Annotated in this window: 23 protein-coding genes; 9 read left to right on the forward strand and 14 right to left on the reverse strand. The window is 71.6% G+C overall.

What is annotated here, in order from left to right:
* Positions 1–5 precede the first annotated feature (5 nt).
* From RQG84_RS04145 to RQG84_RS04160, 4 genes are read right to left on the reverse strand one after another with little or no spacing between them, the layout of a single operon-like run.
* Entirely contained in the window at positions 6–1436 is a 1431-nt protein-coding gene (locus tag RQG84_RS04145; protein ID WP_311208986.1) for a GH1 family beta-glucosidase, read from the reverse strand.
* Positions 1433–2257 carry a carbohydrate ABC transporter permease gene (locus RQG84_RS04150; RefSeq protein WP_257728134.1) on the reverse strand — a complete coding sequence of 275 codons (825 nt, stop codon included), beginning with the start codon at positions 2255–2257 and terminating at the stop codon, positions 1433–1435. Before RQG84_RS04150 ends, RQG84_RS04145 begins: the two co-directional genes overlap by 4 nt.
* Positions 2254–3210, reverse strand: coding sequence for a carbohydrate ABC transporter permease (locus RQG84_RS04155; protein WP_200914473.1), 957 nt, complete (start codon positions 3208–3210; stop codon positions 2254–2256). The genes RQG84_RS04150 and RQG84_RS04155 overlap by 4 nt, the downstream gene beginning before the upstream one ends.
* Complete coding sequence (locus RQG84_RS04160) at positions 3207–4469, reverse strand: ABC transporter substrate-binding protein (RefSeq protein ID WP_311208987.1); 1263 nt, start codon at positions 4467–4469, stop codon at positions 3207–3209. Before RQG84_RS04160 ends, RQG84_RS04155 begins: the two co-directional genes overlap by 4 nt.
* 171 nt (positions 4470–4640) lie before the next feature.
* Here RQG84_RS04160 and RQG84_RS04165 point away from each other — a divergent pair, with 171 nt between their 5' ends.
* A complete protein-coding gene (locus tag RQG84_RS04165; protein ID WP_311208988.1) occupies positions 4641–5693 on the forward strand; it encodes a sn-glycerol-3-phosphate ABC transporter ATP-binding protein UgpC in 1053 nt (350 codons plus the stop codon).
* On the opposite strand, the gene RQG84_RS04170 is transcribed toward RQG84_RS04165, so the two are convergent.
* The 6 genes from RQG84_RS04170 to RQG84_RS04195 all read right to left on the reverse strand — a co-directional run bounded on the left by RQG84_RS04170 (position 5683) and on the right by RQG84_RS04195 (position 9855).
* A complete protein-coding gene (locus tag RQG84_RS04170; RefSeq protein WP_311208989.1) occupies positions 5683–6717 on the reverse strand; it encodes an alpha-hydroxy acid oxidase in 1035 nt (344 codons plus the stop codon). The two genes, RQG84_RS04165 and RQG84_RS04170, sit on opposite strands and share 11 nt — an antisense overlap.
* On the reverse strand, positions 6714–7034 hold the full coding sequence (locus tag RQG84_RS04175; protein ID WP_311208990.1) for a nuclear transport factor 2 family protein: 321 nt from the start codon (positions 7032–7034) through the stop codon (positions 6714–6716). Before RQG84_RS04175 ends, RQG84_RS04170 begins: the two co-directional genes overlap by 4 nt.
* Positions 7035–7088: 54 nt before the next feature.
* The gene (locus RQG84_RS04180) at positions 7089–7829 is read right to left on the reverse strand and encodes an amino acid ABC transporter ATP-binding protein (RefSeq protein ID WP_311208991.1); all 741 of its coding nucleotides are present in this window, start codon (positions 7827–7829) and stop codon (positions 7089–7091) included.
* Positions 7829–8593 (reverse strand): amino acid ABC transporter permease, encoded by a 765-nt coding sequence (locus RQG84_RS04185; protein ID WP_311208992.1) that lies wholly within the window; start codon positions 8591–8593, stop codon positions 7829–7831. The genes RQG84_RS04180 and RQG84_RS04185 overlap by 1 nt, the downstream gene beginning before the upstream one ends.
* 77 nt (positions 8594–8670) lie before the next feature.
* Positions 8671–9543, reverse strand: a complete 873-nt coding sequence (locus tag RQG84_RS04190) for an ABC transporter substrate-binding protein (protein WP_311208993.1) — start codon at positions 9541–9543, stop codon at positions 8671–8673.
* A 27-nt stretch (positions 9544–9570) separates the two neighbouring features.
* Positions 9571–9855 (reverse strand): YciI family protein, encoded by a 285-nt coding sequence (locus tag RQG84_RS04195; RefSeq protein ID WP_055962246.1) that lies wholly within the window; start codon positions 9853–9855, stop codon positions 9571–9573.
* Between the two features lie 59 nt (positions 9856–9914).
* Between RQG84_RS04195 and RQG84_RS04200 the strand changes: the two genes are divergently transcribed.
* Positions 9915–10460, forward strand: a complete 546-nt coding sequence (locus RQG84_RS04200) for a PadR family transcriptional regulator (protein ID WP_311208994.1) — start codon at positions 9915–9917, stop codon at positions 10458–10460.
* Here RQG84_RS04200 and RQG84_RS04205 read toward each other — a convergent pair.
* Entirely contained in the window at positions 10408–10659 is a 252-nt protein-coding gene (locus RQG84_RS04205; RefSeq protein ID WP_311208995.1) for an SCO4848 family membrane protein, read from the reverse strand. The genes RQG84_RS04200 and RQG84_RS04205 overlap by 53 nt on opposite strands.
* A 9-nt stretch (positions 10660–10668) precedes the next feature.
* Here RQG84_RS04205 and RQG84_RS04210 point away from each other — a divergent pair, with 9 nt between their 5' ends.
* Positions 10669–12801: an NADPH-dependent 2,4-dienoyl-CoA reductase gene (locus RQG84_RS04210; RefSeq protein WP_311208996.1), complete on the forward strand. Its 2133-nt coding sequence runs from the start codon at positions 10669–10671 to the stop codon at positions 12799–12801.
* Positions 12802–12823: 22 nt separating this feature from the next.
* On the forward strand, positions 12824–13867 hold the full coding sequence (locus tag RQG84_RS04215; protein ID WP_311208997.1) for an NADP-dependent oxidoreductase: 1044 nt from the start codon (positions 12824–12826) through the stop codon (positions 13865–13867).
* Between the two features lie 375 nt (positions 13868–14242).
* On the opposite strand, the gene RQG84_RS04220 is transcribed toward RQG84_RS04215, so the two are convergent.
* Complete coding sequence (locus tag RQG84_RS04220) at positions 14243–15187, reverse strand: lipid kinase (RefSeq protein WP_055962254.1); 945 nt, start codon at positions 15185–15187, stop codon at positions 14243–14245.
* Positions 15188–15336: 149 nt separating this feature from the next.
* Here RQG84_RS04220 and RQG84_RS04225 point away from each other — a divergent pair, with 149 nt between their 5' ends.
* Positions 15337–15594 (forward strand): GlsB/YeaQ/YmgE family stress response membrane protein, encoded by a 258-nt coding sequence (locus RQG84_RS04225; RefSeq protein ID WP_055962257.1) that lies wholly within the window; start codon positions 15337–15339, stop codon positions 15592–15594.
* Positions 15595–15660: 66 nt separating this feature from the next.
* On the opposite strand, the gene RQG84_RS04230 is transcribed toward RQG84_RS04225, so the two are convergent.
* Positions 15661–15816, reverse strand: coding sequence for a DUF6131 family protein (locus tag RQG84_RS04230; RefSeq protein ID WP_164468785.1), 156 nt, complete (start codon positions 15814–15816; stop codon positions 15661–15663).
* Positions 15817–15930: 114 nt separating this feature from the next.
* Between RQG84_RS04230 and RQG84_RS04235 the strand changes: the two genes are divergently transcribed.
* The 3 genes from RQG84_RS04235 to RQG84_RS04245 are packed head-to-tail and all read left to right on the forward strand — an operon-like array spanning position 15931 to position 17918.
* Positions 15931–16455, forward strand: a complete 525-nt coding sequence (locus RQG84_RS04235; protein WP_311208998.1) for a DUF1697 domain-containing protein — start codon at positions 15931–15933, stop codon at positions 16453–16455.
* 9 nt (positions 16456–16464) lie between these two features.
* A complete protein-coding gene (locus RQG84_RS04240) occupies positions 16465–17304 on the forward strand; it encodes a PhzF family phenazine biosynthesis protein (RefSeq protein ID WP_311208999.1) in 840 nt (279 codons plus the stop codon).
* On the forward strand, positions 17301–17918 hold the full coding sequence (locus tag RQG84_RS04245; protein ID WP_311209000.1) for a Pr6Pr family membrane protein: 618 nt from the start codon (positions 17301–17303) through the stop codon (positions 17916–17918). Before RQG84_RS04240 ends, RQG84_RS04245 begins: the two co-directional genes overlap by 4 nt.
* On the opposite strand, the gene RQG84_RS04250 is transcribed toward RQG84_RS04245, so the two are convergent.
* Complete coding sequence (locus tag RQG84_RS04250) at positions 17894–18505, reverse strand: TetR/AcrR family transcriptional regulator (protein WP_311209001.1); 612 nt, start codon at positions 18503–18505, stop codon at positions 17894–17896. The genes RQG84_RS04245 and RQG84_RS04250 overlap by 25 nt on opposite strands.
* Positions 18506–18609: 104 nt before the next feature.
* Here RQG84_RS04250 and RQG84_RS04255 point away from each other — a divergent pair, with 104 nt between their 5' ends.
* The gene (locus RQG84_RS04255) at positions 18610–21549 is read left to right on the forward strand and encodes a crotonase/enoyl-CoA hydratase family protein (protein ID WP_311209002.1); all 2940 of its coding nucleotides are present in this window, start codon (positions 18610–18612) and stop codon (positions 21547–21549) included.
* The last annotated feature ends 9 nt before the right edge of the window (positions 21550–21558 follow it).

A 21558-nucleotide genomic window follows, 5' to 3' on the forward strand; every position in this document is an offset into this window, starting at 1 on the left:
GCACGTTAGAGGATCCCCTGCGCCGCCACGCGGGAGTACCAGAGAGCACTCGACTTGGGCGTGCGCTGCTGGGTCTCGTAGTCGACGTGCACGATGCCGAACCGCTGGTCGTAGCCGTAGGCCCACTCGAAGTTGTCGAGCAGCGACCACACGAAGTAGCCGCGCACGTCGACCCCCTTCTCGATCGCCGCGTGGACCGCCCTCAGGTGTCCGGCGACGAACGCGAGCCGTTCGGGGTCGTCGACCGTGCCGTCGTCGGCCACGACGTCGGGGTACGCGGCGCCGTTCTCGGTCACGTACACGGCCGGCAGGTCGTAGTCGTCGTTCAGCGCGACGAGCAGGTCGGTGAGTCCCTCGGGCTGGACCTCCCAGTCCAGACCGGTCACGGGCAGTCCCCGCCGCGGGAAGGTGATCGCCTCGCCGCCGGGGTAGGGCGACGTGGTCTCCCGGGAGGGGTGCCGGATGCGGGAGCCGAGGAGGTCGGCGTCGCGGTGAGGACGGCCTGACGCGGCGTCGCCGTGGTAGTAGTTCACGCCGAGCACGTCGATCGGAGCACCGATGAGCGCGAGGTCGCCGTCGCGGATCGCCGACTGCCACGGGTGACCGCGCCAGCACAGCCCGTCGGTGAGCTCGTGGATCTCCTCGGCGTAGGACCCGCGCAGGATCGGGTCGAGGAACACCCGGTTGAACAGGTGCTCGACCCGGTGCGACGCGGTCACGTCGGCCGGCTCGGTCGGGTCGAAGGGCTCCGGCACGGTGAGGTTGAGCGTGATGCCCACCTGCCCGCCCTCCCGCCCGTCGACCCCGCGGCGGCGCAGCTCGTCGACGACCAGGCCGTGGCCGAGCATCAGGTGGTGCGCGGCCACGAGTCCCGCCACGCCCTCCTGCCGTCCGGGCGCGTGCTGGCCGCCGGTGTAGCCGAGGAAGGCCGAGCACCACGGCTCGTTCAGCGTGGTCCAGTAGGGCACGCGGTCGCCGAGGGCGTCGTGCAGCGTGAGGGCGTACTCGGCGAACCGGTGCGCGGTGTCGCGGTTCGTCCAGCCGCCGGCGTCCTCGAGCACCTGCGGCAGGTCCCAGTGGTAGAGCGTCACCCACGGGGTGATGCCCCGGTCGAGCAGCGTGTCCACGAGCCGGGCGTAGAAGTCGACACCGCGCTGGTTCGGCTCCCCGCCGTCGGGCCGCACGCGTGCCCAGGACGTGGAGAAGCGGTAGGCGTCGAGGTTGAGCGACGCCATGAGGTCGACGTCCTCCTCGACCCGGTGGTAGTGGTCGCACGCGACGTCACCGGTGTCGCCGTCGAGCACGGCTCCCGGGACCCGCGCGAAGGTGTCCCAGATCGACGGCGTCCGGCCGTCCTGGTCGTGGGCTCCCTCGATCTGGAAGGCGGCGGTGGCCGCGCCCCAGAGGAAGGTGGAGGGGAAAGGTGTCTCGGTCATCCCTTGACGGCTCCTTGCATGATGCCGGCGACGAGCTGTCGGCCGGCGAGGACGAACAGGATCAGGAGGGGCACCGTCGACATGGCCGACCCCGCGAGCACCAGGGCGTAGTCGGTCGACTGCCCCTGCCCGGTCAGGGCCAGCCGGTCGAGCGCCAGCTGCAGGGTCTCGGTGCGCTGCAGCGCGACGAGCGGCCACAGGTAGTCGGTCCAGACCGTCATGAACGTGAAGACGAACAGGATCGCCATCGCGGGCCGCCCCGCCGGGACCGCCACCGTCCAGAAGGTGCGCAGCATCGAGCAGCCGTCCATGCGGGCGGCCTCGAGCAGCTCGTCGGGCACGGCGTCCACGAGGTACTGACGCATGAAGAACACGCCGAACGCGGTTACCAAGGTGGGCAGCGCCACCGCGACGAGCGTGTCGAGCAGCGCGTAGTCGCGCATCAGGATGAACAGCGGCACCATCGCCAGCTGCGTCGGCACGGCCATCGTCAGCACGACGAAGCCCATGAGCGCGTTGCTGCCGCGGAACCGCAGCTTGGCGAAGGCGTAGCCGGCGAGCGTGGAGAAGAACACCACGGACGTCGCGCACGCCGTGGACACGACGAGGCTGTTCACCATGGCCTGCCAGAACTCGACGGTGTCGAGCACGCGGGCGGCGTTCTCGAGGAAGTGCCCGCCGGGCAGCAGGGGCGGCGGGAACGAGGTGGCGCGCTCCCGCGTGTGGGAGCCGATGACGACGGACCAGTAGAGCGGCAGGGCGGAGCCGATGACGAACGCGGCCAGCAGGCCGTAGGTGAGGAAGCCCGGACGCCTGGTCATCGCTCGCTCCTTCGGGTGGCTGCTCGGACGACGAGGAAGTTGACCAGCGCGATCGCGACGATCACGAGGAACAGCACCCAGGCGGCCGCAGAGGCACGTCCGTAGAACTGGTCCTCGATCCCGCGGGCGTACACGTAGAGCGTCGTCGTCATGTACTGCTGGCTCGGGCCGCCCTCGCGTGCCGGGGTGTCGTCGAAGAGCCGCGGCTCGGTGAAGATCTGCAGCCCGCCGATCGTGCTGGTGACGATGACGAAGATCATCGTCGGGCGCAGCAGCGGAAGCGTGACGGAGAAGAACTGGCGGACCCGACCGGCGCCGTCGAGTGCGGCCGCCTCGTAGAGGTCACGCGGGATGGCCTGCATGGCGGCCAGGAAGATCAGTGCGTTGTACCCGGTCCAGCGCCAGTTGACCATGCCGGCGATGGCCACGTGGCTCCACAGCCGCTCGACGTGCCAGCGGATCGGCTCGAGGCCCAGCTCGGTGAGGGCGGCGTTCACGAGGCCGTACCGGTCGGCGAACAGGCTGCCGAAGATCAGGACCGCCGCGGTCGGGGCCACCACGAAGGGCAGCAGCACGCTCATGCGCCACAGCCCGCTGGCTCGCAGCCGGGTGCTCAGCAGCGCGGCGACCAGCACCGCGATGACGACCTGCGGGATCGTCGACAGCACGAAGATGCTGAAGGTGTTGACCATGGACTTGCGGAACACCGGGTCGGCGAGGACGAACCGGAAGTTGTCGAGGCCGACGAACTCACCGCGCGAGTACGCGAGCCGGTCCCAGTCGTGCACGGCGAGGAAGCCGGTGTAGACGAGGGGGAAGAGGCCGACGAGCCCGAACAGGACGAAGAAGGGCGAGACGTAGAGGTACGGCGCCAGGCGCACGTCCCACTGGGACCGCCGCGCCCGGCGGAGGAGACGTCGCTCCTCCACCGGGCGCTCGAGGGTCGTGGTCACTGGAGTGCCTTCACCTCCGAGACGAACGAGGCCCACGACTCGTCGGGGTCGGTGCCCTGGTCGACCCGGTTGATGGCGTCCTGGAACTTGGTCAGGATGTCGGAGTAGAGCGGCCCGTGGAACGGCTGCACGTCGATCGCGTCGGCGCGCGAGGAGAAGATCTCACCGACCGGCGCGTCGTTGAAGTACTCGTCGGTGACCGACAGCAGGTCGGGGCTCTCGAGGGCCTCCACCTGCGACGGGAAGTTGCCGAGGGTCTCGAAGATGGTCAGCTGCTGCTCCGGCGCCGTGATCCAGGCGGCGAACTCGCGGGCCGCGTCCTGCTTCTTCGACGTCTGCGGGACCGCCAGGTAGGAGCCGCCCCAGTTGCCGCCACCGCCGGGGAAGACGTCGGCGATGTCCCACACGACGCCGTCGGGGGCGGGGTCGCCGGTGTTGTCCTTGATCGGGTTGCGCATCCAGCCCGGGCACGGGATCGTCGCGAAGCCGTCGCGCGCGAAGCCGGCGTTCCAGTCGTCGCTCCACTGCGCCGTCTGCGTCGAGAGGGAGTCGGAGCGGCTGGTGACGGTCTCCCAGACCTTCTTGAGCTCGGGGTTGTCGACGTCGACCGTGCCGTCCTCCTGCTCGAACGGGAACTCGACCTGGTTGAGCATGGCCTGGGCGATCGAGCCGGAGGCGTCGTACCAGGCGACGTCGGGGCTGGCCTTCGTGAACGTCTCGCCGAGGGCGAAGTAGTCGTCCCAGGTGGACATCAGGGCGGCCACCTCCTCGCGGTCGCTCGGCAGGCCGGCCTTCTCGAACAAGTCGGCGCGGTAGCAGATGGCCTCGGGCCCGGCGTCGGTCGCGTAGCCCAGGAGGGCGCCGTCGGCGGTGGTGGCCTCCTTCTCCTTGAAGTCGAGCCAGCGGCCCTTCACGTCGTCGCTGGCGAGGTCGACCCAGCGATCGGGCGCGGCGACGATCGCGGGCATGAAGTCGCCCTCGACCGCCACGACGTCGGGCAGGCCGGTGCCCGCCTGGAGCATGGTGTTGAGCTCGTTCTTCCAGTCGTCCCACTTGGAGACCTTGGTCTGCTTGACCGGGGTGTCGGGGTTGTCCTCGTTCCACTGCTTCACGAGGTCGTCGTAGCCGAACTCCCCGAACGTGGTGAGCTCGATGGTGCCGGTGGCGTCGTCGTCGCCGCCGCCACCACCGCAGGCGGCGGTCAGGCCGAGGGCGGCCGTGGCCAGCCCGAGGGCGAGTCGGTGGGTGGTCTTGCGCACGATGGTCTCCTGGGGGCGGGGTGGGGAAACACCCCTCGCCCGGCGGGGTGAGAGCGCTTCCATGATGTGATGGCCGTCACTGTGCCGCGCCCGACAGGGATTTGTCAACGCTCACCACAAAATAGATGGAAGCGCTTCCACTTCGGCTCGCGATGTGATCCACTGTGAGCCATGACACAGGTGCGGTACGTCCAGGCCAGACACACGTACCCGGGTGCGGAGCGCCCGGCCGTGGACGACCTCGACCTCACGGTCGACGACGGCGAGCTGCTCGTGCTCGTCGGTCCGTCGGGCTGCGGGAAGTCCACGTCGCTGCGGATGCTGGCCGGGCTCGAGGAGATCAGCGGCGGCAGCATCTGGATCGGCGACAGGGACGTGACCCACGTGGCGCCGAAGGACCGCGACATCGCCATGGTCTTCCAGACCTACGCCCTGTACCCCCACCTGAGCGTGGGCGAGAACATGGCGTTCGCCCTCAAGGTCGCCGGCGTCCCCAAGAGCGAGCGCGCCGCACGGGTGGCCGAGGCCGCCACCATGCTGGACCTGACGAAGGTCCTCGACCGCAAGCCCAAGGCCCTCTCCGGCGGCCAGCGCCAGCGGGTCGCGATGGGTCGGGCGATCGTCCGCCAGCCGCAGGTGTTCTGCATGGACGAGCCGCTCTCGAACCTCGACGCCAAGCTCCGGGTCTCGACCCGGACCCAGATCTCGGCCCTGCAGCGTCGCCTCGGCACCACGACCGTCTACGTCACCCACGACCAGGTCGAGGCGATGACCATGGGCGACCGGGTCGCCGTGCTGAACGACGGCGTGCTGCAGCAGGTCGACACCCCGCTCGCGCTGTTCGACCGGCCGGCGAACCTGTTCGTCGCCGGCTTCATCGGGTCGCCGTCGATGAACCTGCTCACGCCCGACGTCCTCGACGTGCCCCTCGACCGCGCGGCGGTCGCCCGCGCCGGTGCCGACGGCGTGACCCTCGGGCTCCGGCCGCAGGCGCTACGGCTCGCCGGGCCGGAGGAGACCGGTCTCGACGTCGTGGTCGACCTCGTCGAGGAGCTGGGGTCCGAGGCCTACCTGTACGGCCGTCCGCCCGCCGGCGGTCAGCGCGTCGTGGCCCGGATCGACGGTCGTGCCGGGATCGCGCCCGGCGAGAAGGTCACCCTCGTCGCGGACCCCGCGGCGGTGCACGTGTTCGACACCGCGTCGGGCGAGCGGCTCAGCGCCTGACGAGGAACGACGCGTCGAGGTCCTCCGCACGCGGGCAGCCCAGCAGGGCCAGCGTCGAGTCGAGCTCGGCCACCAGCTGCTCCAGCACCGCCTGCGCCCCGGCGGCACCGTCGCGCGCCAGGCCCCAGAGCACGGGCCGTCCGACCAGTGCGGCGTCGGCGCCGAGGCACAACGCCTTGGCCACGTCCCAGCCCCGCCGGATGCCTCCGTCGACGAGCACCGCGGCCCGACCGTCGACGGCCTCGACGACCGGGGGCAGCGCCTCGGCCCCGGTCAGCACGGTGTCGAGCTGGCGACCGCCGTGGTTGGACACGATCACGCCGGCCGCCCCCACGTCGACCGCCCGAGCGGCATCGTCCGGGCGCAGGATCCCCTTGAGCAGCAGCGGCATCCCGGCGGCCTCGGCGAAGGTGTGCACGTCGTCCCAGGTGAGCGTGGGGTCGTGCATGGCGAAGATCTGCTCGGTGGTGAGCGGGGCACCGCCGGGGTTGAGCGCGATCGGGTGCGTGACGCTGAACCCGGTGCGCCTGTCGCGCTCGCGCCAACCCGCCACGGGGAAGTCGACCGTGAGCACGAGCGCCTCGTAGCCGGACTCCTTCGCCTCGGCCACGAGGTCGAGCGAGACCTGCCGGTCCTTGAACACGTAGAGCTGGAACCAGCGGTCCGGGCCCGCCACCTGCGCGACGTCGGCCGGCGACGTGGTGGTCTGCGACGACAGCACGAACGTGGAGCCGGTGGCGGCCGCGGCCCGGGCCGTGCCGCGCTCGGCGTCCTCGTGGGCGTGCCGCTGGTAGGCCATCGGCGCCACCACGACCGGATGCGCGCGACGTCGGCCCAGCACGTCGACCGACAGGTCCCGCTCACCGACGTCGACGAGCACCCGCGGTGCGAGGCGAACGTCGCTCCAGCTGGTCTCGTTGGCGCGCAGCGTGATCTCGTCACCCGCCCCGCCCGCGAAGTAGCCATGCGCACCCGCGCCGAGCAGGTCCTCGAGGTCGCCCGTGCCGTCAGGCCAGGAGCTCATCCCTCGCGGATCGTCATCGATGCGATGCGGTCTCCGTCGGCGACGAACGCGAAGCTGGACAGCCCGTTGGCGTGCGTGCTGCGCCAGTCGCCGACCACGGTCACCGTGCCACCGTCCTCGGTCACCTCCTGCGGGGTGAGCACGCCCTGCGCGCCGATGAACTCACCGTCGCTCCACCGCTTGATCTCCTCGCGGCCGGTGAACACCCGGCCCCAGTCGTCGACGAACCCGTCATCGGTGAAGGCGTCGAGGAACGCCTGCTCGTCGTGGCGGTTGACGGCCTCGATGAACGAGGCGACCGGGTCGGGGACGTGCATGAGGACCTCCTGCGGCCGTCGAGCGATGTCTCCGCTCGACCCTACCGCCGCAGCTCAGCTGCGGAACCGGGCGAGGAACGCCGCGGTGCGCGGGTCCTGCGGGTCGTCGAAGACCTGCGAGGGAGGGCCGATCTCGACGATCTCGCCGTCGGCCAGGAAGGCCACGACGTCGCTCGCCTCGCGTGCGAACGACATCTCGTGCGTGGCCATGACCACGGCGATGCCGTCGGCCCGCAGGCCACGGACGACGTCGAGGACCTCGCCGACCAGCAGGGGGTCCAGCGCCGACGTGATCTCGTCGAGCAGCAGCACCTCGGGGTCCATCGCCAGGGCGCGGGCCAGCGCGACCCGCTGCTGCTGACCACCGGACAAGGAGTCCGGGTACGCCGACGCCTTGTCGGCCAGGCCCACCCGGTCGAGCAGCGCGAGGGCGCGCGTCCGGGCGTCGGCCTTCGACACGCCCGCCGCCTTCGTCGGTGCGAGCACGAGGTTCTGCAGCACGCTGAGGTGCGGGAAGAGGTTGTAGGCCTGGAAGACGATGCCGATGCGGCGTCGGATCGCGTCGATGTCGACGCGGGGATCGGTGATGTCCTGCTCGGACCCGGCGTCGTCGGCCAGCCAGACGGTCCCGTCGTCGACGGTCTCCAGCAGGTCGATGCACCGCAGCAACGTCGACTTCCCGCTGCCGGACGCACCGATGAGGCACACGACCTTGCCGGGCTCGACCACGAGGTCGATGCCCCTCAGCACCTCGGTGGAGCCGAACGACTTGCGCAGCTGCTCGATCCTCAGCATCAGGCACCCGCCTCCCTGCGCATGCTGCGGATCGACAGCCAGTCGGCGACCCGCGCGATGACGATGGTCGCCGCGATGAACAGGACGGCGGAGACCACGAGCGGCGTGAACACGAAGTCGCGGTTGGCGATGATGTTGGCCTGTCGCAGTGCCTCGACCAGGCCGATGGTCGACAGCAGGGCGGTGTCCTTCTGCAGCGACACGAAGTCGTTGAGCAGCGGCGGCACCTGGCGGCGCAGGGCCTGCGGCAGCACGACATGACGGAGCGTGCGCCCGTAGGACAACCCGAGGGCGCGGCCGCTCGCCCACTGCGTCGGGTGGACCGACAGGATGCCGGCGCGGATCACCTCGGCCACGTAGGCGCCGTAGCTGAGCGTGAGGGCGACCACGCCGAGCCAGAACAGGCTGGTCGGCAGGCCGGTCAGGTTGAGCGCCGGGACGCCGAAGCCCACGAGCAGCACCACCAGCAGTGTCGGCGTGCCGCGGAAGACGTCGGTGTACACCGTGGCGATGAGCCGCAGCGGGGCCATGGCCGGCGACGGGACCACCCGCACCACCGCGACCACGAGGGCGACGACGAGGATCAGCACCTCGCACACGAGGAACAGCCGCACGTTGAGCCAGAAGGCCTCGGCGATCGGTCCGGCGGAGTCCTTCGCGTCCTGCCAGTCGAAGAAGGTGCGCTGCACCCGCTCCCAGCCCGGGGCGTTCAGCACCACGAGGGCCAGAACGGCGAGCACGGCGAGCGTCGAGCCTGCCGCCACGCCCCCGCGCCGCAGGCCCCGCGAGCGGCGGTACCGCTCCCGGGCCTGCTGGCGCTCGCTGGGCTGGTGGTGGGTGCTCAGGACTGGCTCAGCTCGGGCACGTCGACCTCGGTCGACAGCCACTGCGTCTGCAGCTTCTCGAGGGTGCCGTCGTCGGCGAGCGCGTCGACCGCGGCGCTCACGCACGGGGTCAGCGGCGAGTCCTTGTCGAGCAGCAGGCCGAACTCCTCGGACTCACCCGTGCGCGGCTCGAACTGGCCGACGAGCGTCGCACCGTCGAGCTCGGCGGACACGAGGTAGAACGCGGTGGGGACGTCGGCGATGATCGCGTCGACCTGGCCGTTCTGCAGCGCCTGCGCGGCCTTGGAGGTGTCGTCGTAGACGAGCGGGTCCGACGAGAGGCCGAGCTGCTCGGTGGCCTCGAGCGACGTGGTGCCGACCTGGGCGCCGACCTTGGCGTCCTTCAGGTCCGCCAGGCTCGTGACGTCGGCGTACTCGGAGTCCTCGAGAGTGATGACCCCCTGCTGGGCCTTGTAGTAGGGGGTTGAGAAGTCGACGACCTTCTCGCGCTCGCTCGTGATCGAGAACTGGTTGATGTCGAAGTCGAACGCCTTGTCGCCCGGCTTGACGGCCTCGTTGAAGCCCTGGGTGATCCACGTGATCTCGTCGGGCCCGAAGCCCAGCTTCTCGGCGACCGCGCGGGCGACGGCGCCCTCGTACCCCTTGCCGTTGGTGGGGTCGTCGTCGGTGAACCACGGCTCGTACGCGGGGGTGTCGGTGGCGATCGTCAGGGTTCCGGCCTCGTGCAGGTCGAGGTCGTCGCCCTGGCACTGGTCCAGCGAGACGGCTCCGGCGGAGTCGTCGGAGGAGTCCGACTCGTCGGCGGGGGCACAGGCGGTGGCGAGGGCGAGCGTGGCTGCAGCAGCGGCCGCGAGGGGGGTCAGGCGCATGGGCGAAATCGTACGGCGCGCCCGTCGTCAGGCCGTGAAGTGCCCGGCCAGTGAGCCGAGGATCGGCTTCCAGTCGCGCACCACGTGCTCACCGACGAATCCCGCAGCCACGAAGGGGTCGGCGGCCACGAGGGCCTCGACCTGCTCGCGCGAGTCGGCGCGGAACACCAGCACCGCCTCGCGGCTGTCGGACGCCGGGCCGCTGATCAGCAGCTCGGGCAGGTTCGCGAGGTAGTCGCGGTGCTCGGTGCGCAGCGTCGCGAGCTGCTCCTCGGGCGCTCCGTAGGTGTAGGTCACGGCGAAGATCGACATGCACGTCACTCTAGGCGTCGTAGTTGCTGTGCAACTGGTTGCATATGTACTCTCGGACCATGGCGCTCGAGCACGCGATCCTCGTGTCCCTCGCGGAACGCTCCGCCACGGGCTACGAGCTGGCGCGCCGCTTCGACGCCTCGATCGGCAACTTCTGGAAGGCCAGCCACCAGCAGATCTACAAGGTGCTGGGCCGCATGGACGCCGACGACCTCGTGACGTCGCAGGTCGTGGCCCAGGACGGACGGCCCGACAAGAAGGTCTACGCCATCACCGACGCCGGCCGCGCGGAGCTGGTCCGGTTCACCACCGAGCCGTCGACCATGGAGCCACTGCGGTCACCCTTCGCGGTCAAGCTGCGCGCCCTCGAGCACGGCGACCGCGACGCGATCCTGGCCGACGTGCACCGCAAGCGTGCCGAGCACGCCGAGAAGCTCGGCTACTACGAGGCCAGCGCCGAGCGCTTCTACCCCGACCCCGGCGCCCTCGACGCCGCCGACGTCGGCCCGTGGCTCGTGCTGCGCGGCGGGATCCTCGGCGAGCAGACCGCGATCAGCTGGTGCGACGAGATCCTCGCCCGGCTCGAAGGGCCCGCACCCCGATGACGAGCACGCAGAGTCCGAGGGTCACGGCCGTTCCGATGAGCACCGCGTGCACCCAGAAGAACGCGGTGGGCGCACTGGTCCAGGCCTCGCCGACCCACGCGCGCTCGTCGTCGACGATCGCCTTCGCGAACCGCGGCCAGATGACCACGTTGAACACGCCTGCCACCACGAGCACCCACGCCGAGACTCTCGAGATCACAGGACCAGTATGAGCACCCCGACCCAGCCCCCGTCGTCGCAGCCCAGCCCGTTCACCCAGCCCGACCACCCGGACTACCCGCACCTGCTGAGCCCGCTCGACCTGGGCCACACGACGCTGCGCAACCGCGTGATCATGGGCTCGATCCACAGCAAGCTCGAGGACCGGCGCAAGGACCTGCCGAAGCTCGCCGCCTACTTCGCCGAGCGCGCGAAGGGTGGCGTGGCGCTGTCGGTCACGGGCGGCTTCTCGCCCAACCGCACGGGCTGGCTGCTGCCGTTCGGCGGCACCATGAACAACGGCTCGTTCGCCGACGCCCACCGCGTGGTCACCGACGCCGTGCACGAGCACGACGGCAAGATCGCCATGCAGATCCTGCACGCCGGCCGCTACGGCTACCACCCGCTGGTCAAGAGCGCGTCGCGTCGCAAGTCGCCCATCAGCCCCTTCCGGCCGCGTGCGTTCTCGGCCAAGGAGATCGACCGCACCGCCACCGACTTCGCGAAGGCCGCGGCGCTCGCGCAGCGCGGCGGGTACGACGGCGTCGAGATCATGGGCTCCGAGGGCTACCTGATCAACCAGATGATCACCGCCCGCACGAACACGCGCGACGACGCGTGGGGCGGCACGGCCGAGAAGCGCATGCGGTTCCCCGTCGAGATCGTGCGGCGCACCCGCGAGCTGGTCGGCGACGACTTCATCATCATGTACCGCCAGAGCCTGCTCGACCTCGTCGACGACGCCCAGTCGTGGGACGAGACGGTCGAGCTGGCGCTCAAGGTCCAGGAGGCCGGCGTCTCGATCATCAACACCGGCATCGGCTGGCACGAGGCCCGCGTGCCCACCATCGTCACGTCGGTGCCGCGCGCGGCCTTCGCGCCGCTCACCGGACGGCTGCGCGAGGCCCTGGCTGCGAACGGAGCGGCCGTGCCGGTCGTGGCCTCGAACCGGATCAACACCCCCGAGGTGGCCGAGCGGGTGCTCGCCTCGGGCCAGGCCGACCTGGTCTCCATGGCCCGACCGCTGCTCGCCGACCCCGACTTCGTGGCGAAGGCCGCCGAGCGCCGCAGCGACGAGATCATCACCTGCATCGCCTGCAACCAGGCCTGCCTGGATCACACGTTCAAGAACCAGCGCGCCACCTGCATGCTCAACCCGCGGGCCGGGCACGAGACCGAGCTGGTGCTGCTGCCCACGCGCGCGGCCAAGCGCGTGGCCGTCGTCGGCGCGGGGCCGGCCGGGCTCGCCGCCGCCGTCGAGCTGGCGGGGCGCGGCCACGCCGTGGAGCTCTTCGAGTCCGACGAGACGATCGGCGGGCAGTTCAAGCTCGCCGCGCGCATTCCGGGCAAGGAGGAGTTCGGCGAGACCCTCCGCTACTACACGCGCATGCTCGAGGTCCGCGGCGTGACCGTGCACCTCGGTCGTCGGGCCGACGTCGAGGCGCTGACCGGCGGGGGTTCCGGGCCACGGGCGGAGAACGGCGGAGCCTTCGACGAGGTCGTGCTCGCCACCGGCGTCGAGCCCCGCATCCCGTCGATCCCCGGCATCGATCACCCCAGCGTCCTCCGCTACGACGAGGTCGTGAACGGTGCGCCCGTCGGCGACACGGTGGCCGTGCTCGGCGCCGGCGGCATCGGCTTCGACGTGTCGGAGTTCCTGCTGCACGACGTCCACGAGTCGCTCGAGCACTGGATGCAGCGCTGGGGCGTGACCGACCCCGCCCTGGAGCGCGGCGGGCTCACGACCAAGGTCCAGGCACCGCCGCGTCGGCAGGTGTACCTGCTGCAGCGCAAGCACTCCGCGCACGGCAAGGGCCTGGCCAAGACCACCGGCTGGGTGCACCGCCAGACCCTGAAGGACTCCGGGGTCGAGTTCGTGGGCGGCGTCACCTACGACCGCATCGACGACGACGGGCTGCACGTGACCGTCCGACGCGACGAGAAGGACGAGACCGGCGAGGCGCTCTTGCTCCGGGTGGACACCATCGTGGTGTGCACCGGTCAGGAGTCCGTGCGCGACCTCGTCGAGCCGCTCGAGGCCGCCGGCGTGACCACGCACGTGATCGGCGGCGCCGACGTCGCCGCCGAGCTGGACGCCAAGCGCGCCATCAAGCAGGCGACCGAGCTCGCCGCCCGCATCTGACCACCATCGAGGGAGAACCACCATGTCGAACCACTCCGGACAGACCACCCAGATCCGCCTCGCCGCCTACCCCGTCGGCGAGCCGAAGGACAGCGACTTCGAGACCGTCACCGTCGACCTGCCCGAGCTGCAGGACGGCCAGGTGCTGCTGCGCTCGGTGTACCTGTCGCTCGACCCGTACATGCGCGGGCGCATGAGCCAGGCCAAGTCCTACGCGGCGTCGCTCGCGCTCGGCGACGTCGTGCTCGGCGGCACCGTGTGCGAGGTCGTGGAGTCGAAGGCGCCCAACCGGGCGGTCGGCGACCTGGTGCTCGCGTTCATCGGCTGGCAGACGCACGCCGTCGTCGACGCGCGCCAGATGAAGGGCCTCGACCCGTCGGTCGCTCCCGTCTCGACCGCGCTGGGCGTGCTGGGCATGCCCGGCTTCACCGCCTACGCGGGGCTGCTCGAGATCGGCAAGCCGGCGGAGGGCGAGACGGTCGTCGTCGCGGCGGCCGCGGGCCCGGTCGGTTCGGCAGTCGGGCAGATCGCCCGACTCAAGGGCGCCAAGTCCGTCGGCATCGCCGGCGGCGAGGAGAAGGTGCGGCTGCTCCGCGAGCACTTCGGCTTCGACGTCGCGCTCGACCACCGCTCGCCGACGTTCGCCGACGACCTCAAGGCCGCCACGCCCGACGGGGTGGACGTGTACTTCGAGAACGTGGCCGGGCCGGTCGGAGAGGCCGTGCTGCGCCGCACCAACACCTACGCCCGCGTGCCGGTGTGCGGGCTCGTGGCCAACTACAACGCCACGTCGGCACCCGAGTCGTCGCTGAGCTTCCCGGGGTTCATGAACCTCGTGCTGTCGCGCAGCCTCACCGTCCGCGGCTTCATCCAGGACGAGTTCACGCAGAGCCACGGCGCGGACTTCGCCCGCGAGATGGGCCAGTGGGTCTCCGAGGGCAAGGTGGCCTACCTCGAGGACGTCGTGGACGGACTCGACAACGCGGTCGACGCCTTCCGTGGTCTGCTCACCGGCCGCAACGTCGGCAAGCTGCTGGTCAAGGTCGGGGAGGACCCGACCCTCTGACCCTCAGGCCGTGGGCAGGACCTGAACCGCTGGTCGAGTAGCGATTCCGGCGAGGTACGAGCACGGAAGCGCGCATCGAGACCACTCGGCAAGGGTTCCCGGGAGCCGACTCCCGCTGAGCTCCCCGAATGATCTCGATACACCCGGAGCGCGCTCGTCCCTCGCGGCTCCGCGCAACTCGACCAGCGGACCCATCACACGCTGGTCGAGTAGCCGTGCGGCGAACGCCAGCGAGCACGGGACGGCGAATCGAGACCACTCGGCAAAGGTTCCCGGGAGCCGACTCCCGCTGAGCCGCCCCGAATGATCTCGATACGTCCCGACGCGCTCGCTGGCGCTCGCCGCAGTGACTACTCGATCACCGGGGTCGCGTGGTCAGGCCGCGTCGTCGAGGCGGGCGGCGCGGCTTCCCCGGGGAACCGCCACGCGCACCGCGTTGCGCTCCACGGTGAACTCCGCCGGCGTGGTCGCGAGCAGCTCGCCGTCGAGGTTGATCGGCATCGGATCGTCGGTGACCACCCGCACGCGGCGGGTCGTCAGGTGGTGCACGCGCTCGTGCTCGACGAACCGGCCACTCCTCAGCAGCCGCGCGATCGAGACGTGGTCGGCGAGGCGCCCCCTCTCGATCGCGTACACGTCGAGCAGGTGGTCGTCGAGCGAGGCGTTCGGCGCCACCGTGTTCCCGCCGCCGTAGTGCCGGCCGTTGCCGACGGCGACCTGCAGCAGGTCGTCGAGCTCGAGCGACTCGTGGCCGTCGAGCTCGAGCCGGGCCGAGAAGCCCCGGTGCCCACGGAACGCCGCGAGGGTCGCGACCGGGTAGGCCGCCGGTCCGAGCCGACGCTTGAGACCCGGCGTGAGCCGCTCGGTGACCGCGACCGAGAGCCCCAGGGACGCGACGTTGACGAAGGCGTGGCCGTTCACGCGTCCCAGGTCGACGTCGACGACCTCGCCGGTGAGGACGGCGCGGACCGCCGCCTCGACGTCGACGGGGATCTCGAGCGTGCGGGCGAAGTCGTTGGCCGTGCCGAGCGGCAGCACCACGAGCACGGTGCTCGTGCCGGCGACCCGCGCCGCCGCGCACGAGACCGTGCCGTCGCCGCCGCCGACGACGAGCACGTCGGGGGCGTCGGCCATGACGCGGTCGAGGGTGGCGACGAGCTCGGCGCCCGAGTGCACCGCATGGCTGCGCAAGGAGGCGGGGGGATGCTCCAGCACCAGACGCTCGGCACGGTCGAGGGCGAGCGCGCCCTGCCGTGCGTTGGTGTTGACGACGAGGGCCACGGTGGATTCGGGTCGGTCGATCAGGGTACGGACGTCCATGACCACGACGCTAGGAACGCCTGATGAGGAGTGCGTGAGGGGACGATGTGGACCCCCTCAGAATTATCTCGAGGTGCGATCTCGTCAGGAATCCCTAGCGTTGATCGTCGGACGTGATCCGTCCGTACCCAACCGAAAGGACCCCCATCATGGGCCTCATCTGGCTTCTCATCATCGGTCTCGTCGCCGGCCTCCTGGCCCGCGCCATCGTCCCCGGCAAGGACTCGATGGGCATCCTCGCCACCATCGTGCTCGGCGTCGTCGGCTCGTTCGTCGGTGGCCTTATCGGCGCGCTGTTCTCGTCCGACCGCAGTGTCACGGACCTCTCCACGAGCGGTCTCATCCTGTCGATCGTCGGCGCCATCGTCGCCCTGCTGATCTACCGCCAGGTGCGCGCTCGCGCCTGAGCGTCACCCGCACACGACGACGCCCCCGCACCGTTCGGTGCGGGGGCGTCGTCGTGCTCGTCGGGCCTAGAACCAATGGTTCCGGCCGCCGACCGCGCGGCCCGTGGCGCCGAGGATCCAGAGGATCACACCGACGACCAGCAGGATGCCGCCGATCGTGTACAGGATCGAGATGTCCAGGACTGCGCCCAGGATCAGCAGGATGACTCCGAGGATGATCATGCGGTTCCCTCCCTCTACCCTGACGTATTTCGTCGTGGGGCGCCCTTCAACGTACGGGTTTCGCGGCGATCCGCATCTTGGCGCGATCAGGACGACCGTCGACATACTGGGTCCATGACACGGATCCACCTGCTGCGAGCGGTCAACGTCGGCGGCGCGAAGCTGCCCATGGCCGAGCTGCGGGACCTCGCGTCCGGCCTCGGCGCGGCCGACGTGAGCACCTACATCGCGTCCGGCAACCTGCTCTGCACGCCCCCGGGCGACCCGGCCACCTTCGACCGCGCCCTCGAGCAGGCGGTGCAGGAGAGGTTCGGGTTCTTCCGCGAGGTCGTCTCCCGCGACGTCGACGAGCTTCGCGCGGCGCTGCAGGCCCACCCGTTCGAGGTGGTGGAGGCGAAGTTCTCGCACGTCTACTTCCTCCTCGCCGAACCCGCTCCCGACGCGGTCCAGGCCTTCGAGAGCACGGACTGGGGTGGTGACGAGGTGCGTGTGCTCGGCCGCGACCTGCACATCCGCTACCGGGACGGCGTGGCCGGCACGAGGCTCACGCCGGCCCGAATCGCGAAGCTGCTCGGGCACCACGGCACCGGCCGCAACCTGCTCACCGTCGCGAAGCTGGTCGAGCTCGCGGACGCCTAGGGTTCGAGCATGCTCCCCTTCTCGCAGGTCGACGTCTTCACCGACACCCTCGGGCTCGGCAACCCGGTCGCCGTCGTGCACGACGCCGACGGCCTCGACGAGGACGCGATGGCCGCGTTCGCCCGGTGGACCAACCTGAGCGAGACCACCTTCCTGCTCACCCCCACCGTCCCGGACGCCGACTACCGGCTGCGGATCTTCACCCCCGGCGGTGAGCTCCCGTTCGCCGGTCATCCCACGCTCGGCTCGGCCCGCGCCTGGCTCGAGGCCGGCGGGCAGCCGCGGTCCGGCGACCGGCTCGTGCAGGAGTGCGGCGTCGGTCTGGTGGCCGTGCGCCAGGACGACGGCCTGCTGGCCTTCGCTGCTCCGGAACGCATGCGCTCCGGTCCCGTCGATCCCGCCGAGGTCGAGGCCGTCACGTCGGCGCTCGGCCTGCACGCCCACGACGTGGTCGCGGCTCACTGGTGCGACAACGGCCCCGGCTGGATGGGACTGCTGCTGCGTGACGCGGCCACGGTTCTCGCCGTCGACGGCGACCGAGCCCATCTGCTCGGGTCGAGCGGCGCCCACGACAAGGTCGGTCTCGTCGGCCTGCACCCCGACGGCGACGTCGCGCTGGAGGTCCGCGCCTTCTTCCCCGGCGGGGTGGGCGAGGACCCGGTCACCGGGAGCCTCAACGCCGCGGTCGCTCAGTGGCTCGTCGCCGAAGGGACCCTGCCCGACCGCTACGTGGCCGCCCAGGGCACCGCGCTGGGACGACGCGGCCGCGTGCACGTGGAACGCGACGGGGACACCACGTGGGTCGGCGGACGCACCGTCGTCGGGATCCGTGGGACCGTGGCGCTGTGACCCGACTCTGGCACGCCACCACCGCGGTCCTCGGCCTCGTCGCCCTGGTCGGGCAGACGATCCTGACGGCGAACGAGGGTCGCAGCCTCGTGAACCTGTTCAGCTACTTCACGATCGAGTCGAACATCCTGGTCGTCGTCACGTGCACGCTGCTCGCGATCCGGCCCGACCGGGGCGGTCGCGTCTTCGGCATGCTCAGGCTGGCGAGCCTGACGGGCATCACCGTCACGGGCATCGTCTACGCCACGGTCCTGGCCGGCAACGTCGACATGACGGGCGTGGAGTGGTGGCTCGACAAGATCTTCCACTACGTCGTCCCGATCCTCACGGTCGTGGGCTTCCTCGTGCTGCGACCCCGCACCCGCCTCGACTGGTCGGCGCTCGGTGGACTGGCGTTCCCGGTGCTGTGGCTCACCTACACGCTCGTCCGAGCGCAGGTGGCCGAGCCGACGTTCCTGCTCACGCCCACCCAGACCGCGCCGGTGCCCTACGGCTTCCTCGACTCCGCGGAGTCCAGCGCGGGGGCCGTCGCCGTCGTGTGCGTCGTGCTGACGGCGGTGTTCGTGGCGCTGGGATCGGCGGCGATCGCCTACAGCCGGCGCGCGTCGGACTGATCGGAGGTCGCCAGCTCGCGCAGCGCGACCTTCCAGGCGTCGACGACGTCGGAGGTGCCTGCCCGTGGACTCAGGATCCCGGCGAGGTGCGCACCGGTGAGCAGGTCGATCGTGAACTGCACGAGCATCGGGCTCCGGGGGTGGTCGGCGCCGACCAGACGCGTCACGCCCCGGTGGACCGTCCGGTAGATGCGTTCCTGCAGCGGCAGCAGCGCGGCACGCAGGTCGTCGTCGGTGCGAGCGGCCACCCACAGCTCCAGCGCGACGACGAAGGCCGGCGACTGCAGCTCGCGCCACACCAGGTCGACCACGTCGTCCCAGCTGGCGGGGGCGGGGTCGTCGTCGCGTGCCGTGGTGAGCAGCTCGAGCCGCCGCTCGACGACGTCCTCCACGACGGCGCCCATCAACGCGCTGCGGGTCGGGAAGTGGTGCAGCAGCGTGCCGCGCGCGACACCGGCCTGCTGCTGCACGTGACCGACCGTGGTCGCGCCGTACCCGCCCTCGAGCAGGCAGGTGAAGGCCGCCTCGAGCAGGCGCTCGCGCGTGGCGACGGACCGCTCCTGCTGCGGGCGCCGGGACGTCGACATGGCCGCGACCCTACCCGGGAGCGCGGACCGGGCGCCTTGCGCGCGAGGAGCCGACCAGCGATGATCGACGAAACAGTCCGGTCGGACGGGATCAAGGAGTGGTCATGGCATCGAGGTCCCGTGGGACGCGATGGATCGAGGGCGCACGCACGGTCGCGCCGGTCCTCGCGAGCACCGCGAAGGTGATGGCGACCGACCTGGTCGCGCGCGTGCGGCCGGCGTCGGCCCCACCGGCACCGACGGTCGACGTTCCCGCGCCCGCCGGCGCCCAGGGCTATGCGCGGCACGTGCACGCCCAGCGCGACGTGGCCGCCTCCCCGGCCGACGTGGTCGCGCTCGCCACCGACCTCGACCGCGCCCACGAGTGGCTCACCCTCCACCTCAGCTGGCGCGGCGAACGACCGGACCGGATGGTCGAGGGCGCGGAGTTCGTGCAGCAGATCTCGCTCATGGACATCCCGGCGCAGGCGCGCTGGCAGGTCGAGCGCGCCGACGCCGACGGCTTCGCCCTGCGCGGCACGGGCCCGATGGGCATCACCGTGGGGCTGTGGTGCACGGTCGTGGCGCACGACGGCGGCTCGGCCGTCCGGCTCGACGGAGCACTCGACGGACCGCCGGTGCGGGGGCCGGTGGGCCTCACCGCCGTGCGCAGCGTCGAGACCGCGCTGGCCACGTCGCTCGACGCGCTGGCCGGACTGCTGACCGGCAGCGCCGGGCCCGCGCGCATCCCCGACGAGCCCGTGCTGCACGAGTCGAGCGGGCGGCTGCTCGAGCCGACGACGCCGGTCCTCGTCGGCGTCGGCCAGGTCGTGGTCCGCACGCCGGACCTGGCCGACCCGATCGAACCGGCGGCCACGGCGGCACAGGCACTGCGCGCCGCGGCCGAGGACAGCGGCATCGGCCCCGACCTGCTCGCCCGGGCCGACCTGGTCCACGCCGTGCCGAGCGCGTCCTGGACCTATCCCGACCAGGCCGGGCTCGTGGCCGGGCTCGTGGGTGCCGACGACGCCGGCACCGTCCAGACCTCGCCCTACGGCGGCGACGGTGGACAGCTCGCGCTGAACGACGCAGCCCACGAGGTGGCCGAAGGTCGCGCGCACGTGGTGCTGGTGAGCGGTGCCGAGGCCGGCGCCACGGTCGCCGCCCTGCAGGCGCAGGGCCGGGAGCCGGACTGGACCCGTCAGCCGGCCGACGCCGCACCGGGCCGGGTCATCGGCACCGACCGTCCCGCGAACAACGAGGCCGAGACGAGCGTCGGCCTCGGGGCCCCGATCTACGCCTATGCGCTGATCGAGTCGGCGCTGCGCGCGGCCGCCGGCAGCGACGAGGCGGCGCATCGCGCCCGCATCACCGACCTGTGGGCCCGGCACAGCGCCGTGGCCGCCGACAACCCCTACGCGTGGGACCCGACCGTGCGCACCGCCGACGAGATCGCGACCGCGACCCCGGACAACCGAGCGGTCAGCGACCCGTACACGAAGCTGATGTGCGCGAACCTCCAGGTCGACCTCGCCGCTGGGGTCGTCGTCACGAGCGTCGCGGCCGCGCACGCCCTCGGCATCGCCCAGGAGAGGTGGGTCTTCCTGCATGCCGGCGCCAGCGCCACGGACGAGTGGTTCGTCTCCGAACGTGCCGACCTGGCCTCGTCGCCGGCCATCGCGGCCGCAGGCGCTGCCGTGCTCGACCACACCGGCATCACCGCCGACGACCTCGGGCCGGTCGACCTGTACTCGTGCTTCCCCGCAGCGGTGCAGCTGGGCGCGCAGGCGCTCGGCCTGCCGTGGGACGACCCGACGCGTCCGCTCAGCGTCACCGGCGGACTGACGTCGGCCGGCGGACCGGGCAACGGCTACGGACTGCACGCGGTGGCGTCGCTCGTGCCGCTGCTCCGCGACCAGCCCGACGCGTACGGCCTGTCGAGCTCGCTCGGCTGGTACGCCACCAAGCACGCCCTGGGCGTCTACTCCGCCCGGCCCCCGGAGCGACGTTTCGCGCACCTGCGCCCGGCCTTCGACCGGCCGGCACCACGTCCCGCCCTCACCGAGCTGGCCGGGGACGCGGTCGTCGAGGCGATGACGGTCGTCCGCGGCCGTGACGGCAGCGCGGAGGCCGCCATCGTCGCGGCACTCACCGCCGACGGCGCCCGGGTGCTGCTTCGTCGCGAGAGCACCGACGACATCGCCCTGCTCACGTCGGCCGATCCTCTGCGTCGCACGCTCCGGATCGACGACGACCGCCTGGTGCTCGTCGGCGAACGGCAGCCGCTTCCCGGCCCGCCGCCCGCACCCGTGCGCACCGCGCGCGACGGCGACGACGTCTGGGTGGTCACGCTCGACCGCCCACAGGTGCGCAACGCGATCGACCGGCTCACTGCCCAGCTCCTGGAGCGTGCCGTCGACGACGCCGAGGCCGACGCCTCCATCCGTTCCATCGTGCTCACCGGGGCGGGGGGCACGTTCTGCGCGGGCATGGACCTGGCCGGGGCGAACCGGGGCGAGGTTCCCGTGACGGACCGGCGCGGTCCGCTGGGGCTCACCGCCGAGCCACCGACGAAGCCGACGGTCGCCGCCGTGGAGGGTGCGGCCCTGGCGGGCGGGTTCGAGCTGGCCCTGTGCGCCGACCTCGTCGTCGCGGCCGACGACGCCACCTTCGGCCTGCCCGAGGCGAAGCGCGGGCTGCTCGCGGCCGCGGGAGGGTTGTGGCGCGTCTCCACCCGCCTGCCGCGTGCCGTCGCGCTCGAGCTGGCGCTGGTCGCGGACCCGCTCCCGGCATCCCGGCTCACCGAGCTCGGACTCGTCAACGTCGTCGTCCCGCGCGGCCAGGCGCTGGAGCACGCCCTCGACCTCGCGCACCGGATCGCCGCCAACGCCCCGCTCTCGGTGGCCGTGGGCAAGCGGATGGTCGACACGGCCCCCGGGTGGTCGCCCGACGAAGGGTTCGCGCGGCAGAGCGAGCTGGCCAGCCCCGTGCTGCTGTCCGACGACGCCCGCGAAGGGGTGGCGGCGTTCGCGCAGAAGCGACCGCCCGTGTGGACCGGGCGCTGACGCCGGGCC

This window comes from Aeromicrobium sp. WCS2018Hpa-31 (assembly GCF_031843905.1).
Lineage (GTDB): Bacteria > Actinomycetota > Actinomycetes > Propionibacteriales > Nocardioidaceae > Aeromicrobium.